This window comes from Photorhabdus caribbeanensis, assembly GCF_018448885.1.
In the GTDB taxonomy this organism is placed as follows: domain Bacteria; phylum Pseudomonadota; class Gammaproteobacteria; order Enterobacterales; family Enterobacteriaceae; genus Photorhabdus; species Photorhabdus caribbeanensis.
This window is the reverse complement of record NZ_RCWB01000011.1, coordinates 133,835-141,322: the sequence shown is the minus strand read 5'-3', so window position 1 is coordinate 141,322 and position 7,488 is coordinate 133,835. Positions and strand designations below refer to the sequence as shown.

The 7,488-nt window shown below is 41.6% G+C and carries 1 protein-coding gene; it reads left to right on the top strand.

The genetic code is table 11. The features are described from left to right. Nucleotides 1-330 precede the first annotated feature (330 nt). A complete protein-coding gene (locus EAE90_RS10025; RefSeq protein ID WP_425516847.1) occupies nt 331-7,482 on the top strand; it encodes a DUF637 domain-containing protein in 7,152 nt (2,383 codons plus the stop codon). The last annotated feature ends 6 nt before the right edge of the window (nt 7,483-7,488 follow it).

The following is a 7,488-nucleotide window of genomic DNA, read 5'->3' as shown; positions in this document are numbered from 1 at the left end:
ATCAGTCTGACGGCGAGTGGCAAGGCGACTCTGGGGGATGTACAGGCCCAAACGGATATTACCGTTAATGGTAAAGACATTGAAGCGGCGAAACTGACTGCGGAGCAAGGTAGTATCAGTCTGACGGCGAGTGGCAAGGCGACTCTGGGGGATGTACAGGCCAAAACGGATATCACTGTTAATGGTAAAGACATTGAAACGACGAAACTGACCACAGAACAAGGCGGCATCAGTCTGACGGCGAGTGGCAAGGCGACTCTGGGGGATGTACAGGCCAAAACGGATATCACCGTTAATGGTAAAGACATTGAAACGGCGAAACAAAGCAATATGCAAGCCGGTCAGAATCTGATATTGACAACGGAGACACTGAGAGGGCAGGGAGAAATTCGTGCCGGCAGTGATGTTACCGTTAAGGCGAGTCATTTGTCTTTATATGGAGGAAAGTTAAAAGCCGGGAACCATGTTCTGCTACAGGGAGAGAAAAATCTTACGGTATATGACACTAATATTTCAGGTCATGATATTACCTTAATCTCCAGCGGTGGTGGTATTTCTGTTTCATCTGGAGGAGGCAATTCCACTGCGGAAAGTACACGGCCATTATCCACTATTTCTGCGGCTAATACGTTACATATTCTGTCTGAACAGGGCATATCTCTTTCAAATACGTTAATTAACAGGGCGAAAAATATCTTTTTGGCGGGTAATGGACGGGTTGATATTAATCATAGTTTAGACGCGGATGAGAATATTGAACTCCATACTGGGACAGGGGCAAATCTGGGGGGGATTTCTCTGACCGCCGGGAAAGATATCACTTTGAACAGTGGTCATTCGCTTGATATTGGCAAGGTCGCCGCCGGCAACAATTTAATCATGATTGCAGGCAGGGATATTACTCATACTAAGGCAATCTTGTCAGCCGAAGGGGCAGTTGCAATCGCCGAAAACAGCACTGCGTTGCACTCAGCTGAAGGGAAATATATCCCGGTGACTTCTGAGCTGATTGACCTTGGGTTAGGCAATGCACCCTGGCTGACAATCAATATTCCAGAAATAGCAGGTGGAATGCCGGGGATTAAACTTGCGGATAAGCAAGCGCGGGTTGCCGTGAGAAATAATCTCCCTATTGTCCATATTGCGGCGCCTAATCTCAGTGGTGTTTCTCATAACTATTATCAGGAGTTTAATGTTGGCGCTTTAGGGCTGGTACTAAATAATGCTACCGGAGCTACACAATCCGTATTGGCAGGACCAATTAAAGCAAACCCTCACTTTAACGGTAAGTCGGCGGATCTGATTATTAATGAAGTGGTGGGGACTTTAACCTCAAATCTGCAAGGTTTGTTGGAAGTCGTGGGACAAAAAGCCAGTGTCTTCATTGCCAACCCGAACGGCATTACCTGTGATGGCTGTGGCTTTGTTAATACCCCGACAGTCACCTTATCGACCGGGAAACCGGTGTTTGATAAAGACGGAGCGTTAGCAGCCTTAGCAGTGAAAAAAGGCACGATAACCTTTGGTGAAAAAGGACTGGATGCAACAGCGCAGAATGATGTCGATATTATCAGCCGGGCTGCAATATTAAATGGCAAAGTACAGGCGAAAAATCTGACGTTGACACAAGGCCCCAGCCAGGTTGATCTCAAACATGGGACTATTGCACCTATTGCTGGAGAAGGTGATAGTCCCTGGAAAGCGATTGATACCGGATCATTGGGGGGCATGTATGCCAATCAAATCCGTCTGGTGAGTACCGAGCCGGGTAAGGAGGTTAACCTTGCCAATCTGACTGCAACGCAAGGCGACATTAGCCTGACGGCGGATGGCAAGGTGACTTTGGGGGATGTACAGGCGAAAACGGATATCACCGTTAATGGTAAAGACATTGAAACGACGAAACTGACCGCAGAGCAAGGCGGCATCAGTCTGACGGCGAGTGGCAAGGCGACTCTGGGGGATGTACAGGCCCAAACGGATATCTCTGTTAATGGTAAAGACATTGAAACGACGAAACTGACCACAGAGCAAGGCGGCATCAGTTTGACGGCGAGTGGAAAGGCGACTCTGGGGGATGTACAGGCCCAAACGGATATCTCTGTTAATGGTAAAGACATTGAAACGACGAAACTGACCACAGAGCAAGGCGGCATCAGTCTGACGGCGAGTGGCAAGGCGACTCTGGGGGATGTACAGGCCAAAACGGATATCACTGTTAACAGCAAAAGCATTGAAACAGCGAAACAGAGTCATGTGCAGGCAGGGAAAGATATTACGCTTGCCACGAACACGTTGGACAACAAGAGTAAGATTATTGCAGAAGGGAATATGCGTCTGTTTGTTGAGCGTTTGGACAATCAGGGGAATGCTCTACTTCAGGCAAATAATAATCTATGGTTGCAAAAAGATGCGATCGGTAATTTAAATACTTGGGTTAACAACTATTCAGCGACTCTGAAAACCAATAATGGTGATATCGTTATTCGCACAAAAGAATTAAGTAATGTTAGTAATGCTAATCTTGCTTCAGGAGCGAATGCTTATATTAATGCTACAACGCTTAATAACAGCCTAAGTCAGTTTAATGCGACGAAAAATCTTATTTTAACTGGCAGCGATTTTAACGAAGGAATGGCGGGTAAACTCTCAGCAAAGCTTAATGTGGTGGCTGACTTTATTAATAAATTCAATGGAACTTCATTAATATCTGCTAAAAATATTCTTCTTCATGCCGGTGAAGTTATTGGCATGGGATATCTTAAGGTCGAAAATGATCTGTCAGTAATAGCCGAACGTGAAATTAATGTTAACCGAGACATTCTGGAGGCAAAGAAAAATCTGACACTAATTGCAGGGAAAGTTACCTCGACCTCTAAAGTAGAGCTGAAAGGAGAAAATGTTGAGCTTATCGTGCACGAAGGTGACCTCAATATGGGAATGCGGACAAGCGATAGTTCGGAGATTTCAATCTCGGCTTATAATAATTTGCGGATTTCAGCTGGTAATGATCTGGATTTTTCCAGAACCCAGTTAGATAAGTTACATAATATTACGTTAAGTGCGGGGCATAACCTTAATGCTATCCAAGGTAAATTGAACGCTACGGGTAATATTAATCTGTTTGCTGGAAATGATTTAATTTTACAGGGAGCTAATATCAATGCTGATCAACAGGTCATGTTAAGTGCCAATGGAAAAATGGATCTAGGAAATGTTAAGGCTAAAACTGATTTAAATGTAGGGGCCAAAGAACTTTGTATCGGGCAAAATGTTAAAGTTCATACTGAACGGGATATTGTTCTGGCAAGCAGTATACTTGATAACAAAGGTAGTATAATTGCAGGTCAAGATATGCGTATATTTGGAGATAAAGTATACAATATAGGTGATAATGCACTTTTACAAGCCAATAATAATATGTGGATACAGAAAAATGCACAAGGAGATAAAAGTCATCTTATTGAAAATAGATCTGCCACCATAAAGACGAATAAAGGCGATTTAGTTGCCAGATCTCATAAAATGCTCAACATAAGAGATCTTCATCTCCTTTCTAATATTAAACCTGAAAAAAACAGTTTTCTTGACTTTAGTAATGTTGATGATCTCAGTGACATGAGAAACTGGTTCTTTATAGAAAATTATGATAGCAGTTTAATCTCATCCGGAGGAAATCTATATATAAACAGTGATAATTTATTAAATATAAACAGTGAAATACATGGAAAAGGTGATGTATTTTTGACCGGGAGTCATTTTAAAAGCACTAAATTTATAAATACTGAAAATCTATATAATGGAAATACTTATCCACATTTTACAATAAATAGTTCGCATCCTGTATTTAATAATCCATACTATAAATACAGAAATCAGCAGGAAAACGGCAGAGAAATACATATATTAGATAGAAATAACACCGATATAAAACAGCAAGATTGGAATCTTATTCGAAATAATCCTTCCAATGAGAAAAAAATTGACCCATTCACAGATAAGACAATGTTATCTTCTGGGAGGAATTTAGTTATTGATTTTCTTGGAGAGGTTAAAATTACGTCAAATAAGGCACTTATTAATGAAAATGAATTGAATACACCGATTACGCCTAGCTGGAAAGAAAAAACATTAAATTTATTAAATGCAGAAACTGATGATATCAAAGTTAAAAATAATCTTATATTAAATGCAAATGGATTTACATTAACATCAGCACGATTAAATGCTGAAAAAGATATCAACATTATCTCATCAGATGCTAACTTTGTCGAACTTACCGATTCTAAAATCATATCTAAATCAGGTGATTTATCTATACTTTCAACCTATTATAAAGCACCGTATGAATTTTTGGATAAACTATTATTTCCATCTGCCATTAATATTTTATCAACGGTATTAAAAGGACATAATGTTTCATTAATAAGCAAAAATTCTGGAATACTCTCTGCTAAATCTACAAAAATTAGTTTTGGACCGGAGATTGATGATCGAAGTAATATAATAAACTCATCAGGAGATTTAACACTTCATTCAGGAACAAACTTAAATTTAAATTTTGTCAATTATTTCACAAAAAACAAGAACACAACTTTAACTGCTGCCAGAGATATTAAAATAAACACAAGTAGAACCAGTATAGACTCCTCCGAGTCCATATCCATTAATGGTGGTATAAAGCTAGATATTGGTGATGTAAAACTCATCGCAGGAAAAGACGTTATATTAAACTCTGCTCAAGATTCTAGATTATGGGGAGTTCCTATCACCGCTAATAGTATCTCTATATCAACGGGGAAAGATTTGAATGTAACCAACTCTGCATTGAATGCAACAGAAAACATATTGATGAATTCTGGTGGAGATCTAAATTTATCTGCTGCTTATGGTAATGTAGGCGCTATGATGAAAGAAGGAAGAATAAGCCATATTACTTCTGTTAATGCAGGGAATGAATTAACTTTAATAGCTAATGATAATATAAAGTTAGAAGGTTCAAGTTTAATTTCTAAAGGTGATATGACTCTCACTTCTGGTGGATATACATACCTTAAATCCGCAGTAGATACTGAAAACACGAACTCCAGATCATCTATTACCCATAAAGAAGCCAGACTAAATAGCGGTAAAAATTTAACCATTCTTACCGGAGAAGGTCTTTTATTTCAAGCAACTAAACTTTTAGCTAAAGGTGTAATAGATATTGCTGCTAAAGGGGGTTATCTTTATGCACAAGCACAAGAAGATGTGACTGAATATACAACCTCCAGTACTAAACGTAAGTGGTATGGTAAAAAGAAAACTTCAACTACTACCCATCATTCAGTCACCAATAAAGTGACTGAATTTATTGCTGATGGAGATATTAATTTACTCAGCCGAGATGACAGTACTTATGAAGCCAGCAAAATTGAGACAAATAAAAATGCCAGACTGACCAGTACACATGGAAAAATAAACTTTAAAGCAGTTAAAGACAGTTCTTTTGAACAAACCATTAGCCAGTCTAAAGGATTTTTCATTAAGAACAGAGATAGTGGTCATCGTGCAGAAACATGGGTGCTGCCTTCGGTTCACATTGGTGGAAAATTAACGATTGAGGCAGCAAATGGAATCAGTGCCGATATCAAAACACAGAAAGGACAATCCTTACAGACGGTATTGGCTGCTCTTGGCAACACTTCTGAAACAGCCTGGTTAAAACAGTTAAGCCAACGTCAAGATGTAAACTGGAATGAAGTTCAGGATGCTTATGAGAATTGGGATCATAAGAGCCAGCATTTAAATCCTGTCGTTTCTGCTGTTATCGCTATCTCCGTTGCTGTAGTCACAGCCGGGGCCGGGGTAACTGTAGCAGCGGCCAGTGGTGCCGCAGGTGCAGCCAGTGGCGCCGCTACCGCAGCCGGGGCCAGTGCTGCAACAGCGGCAACAGTGAGTACAGCCACATACGGCGCAGTTTCTGCGGGTATCTCATCTCTAGCTTCTACGGCAGCGGTTAAACTTATTAATAATAAAGGAAACCTATCGAAAACCCTTAAGGATATGGGAAACAGTGAGACAGTAAAATCAACTGTCACATCAATGGCGATTGGTGGCGCACTGGCGGGTTTTGATAACGTCATGGGATGGGATAAAGCCGCCAATGGCGCTCAAATTGACCCGGCAAAAGCGACATTGCCTAAACTGAGCAACGGCGACTGGAGCAAAGTGGCTCAACGGGTAGCGGGTCAATCCATTATCAGTTCCAGCCTTGGTACAGCCATCAGTGGCGGTAGTTTTAAGGACAATTTTACCACCGCATTACTTGCCAATATTGGCAGCCAGATTAATGCCGAAGGTGCCGGATTGATTGGAAAAAACGGTCAGGTGTTAGGTTTACCCGGAAAAGCTATCAGCCATGCGGCGGTTTCTGCCCTTGCTGCGGAAATTGGCGGCGGTGATGCCAAAGGGGCAGCAGCGGGCGCATTAGCGGCAGAACTGGCCGCGATAACATTGGATAAAACATTCAATGATCCAATGAAAATTCAGGCGGGCGGCAAAATCATCGGCAGCGTCGCAGGCGCCATTGCGACCAACAGCGCCAAAGGGGCTAACAGTGGGGCTAATGCTGGAGAAATTGTTATTCTCTTTAACCACCTGAACTCCATGAATGCCTACAATCTGGTCAGAGAACTCCAGGAAGCCAATAAGCAAGGAGCGCCTACCGAAGCAATCTGGAACAAATACAACAAACTGAGCACTACACAACGGGCAGAAATGTTGTCTCACTGTGCCGGGAACGGTGGGTTATGCACACTGACCTATCAGGCTGAAATGGACGGTGGGATAAAAACAGCGGATGCCATCAGTGGCTTGAGATGGATGTTTGGCCTATCAGAAGAAGATTCCCATCGTATCAGTCAGTTTGTGACGACAGAAAACCAGAACGATTTAGGGCTGTTGTATAACTCGCTACCTGCTTGGGAAAAAGGTGCATTGATAGCCAAAGAGGTGGTAGAATCTGCTGGTATTGGTGGTGCTATCGGCGGTAAAGCTTCGGTTGCTTCGATTGTTGGGAAGAGTCGTCGTGTTGGCAACACAATAGGCTCAAGCATTAATGTTGAACATGTTTTTCATGGTGAAATAAACCGAAGAGGAAATGCAGTAGGTTTTCACCATGAAGCGGGGATCGGTTACCAAGGAAAAGCACGTATTACTGCGATCACTGCACCACCAAATGCTCAAGGTATCTATCGTGGAAAGATAGAAGTATTTAACCCTCAAACTGGACAATGGGTGCAGAAAGGCCCTGAATCGACATTTTTCCCACAATCATGGAGTCGCCAGCAAATAATGTCAGAAATTAGAGGAGCTCATAAGAATGCTACTATACAACCAAATGGAAAATGGGAGGGGGTTTCACCAAGCGGCGTAAAAATTGGTGGTTACCTAGATAATAATGGAAATATTAATACAGCATTCCCTGTTTATGAGCGTTAAATAACA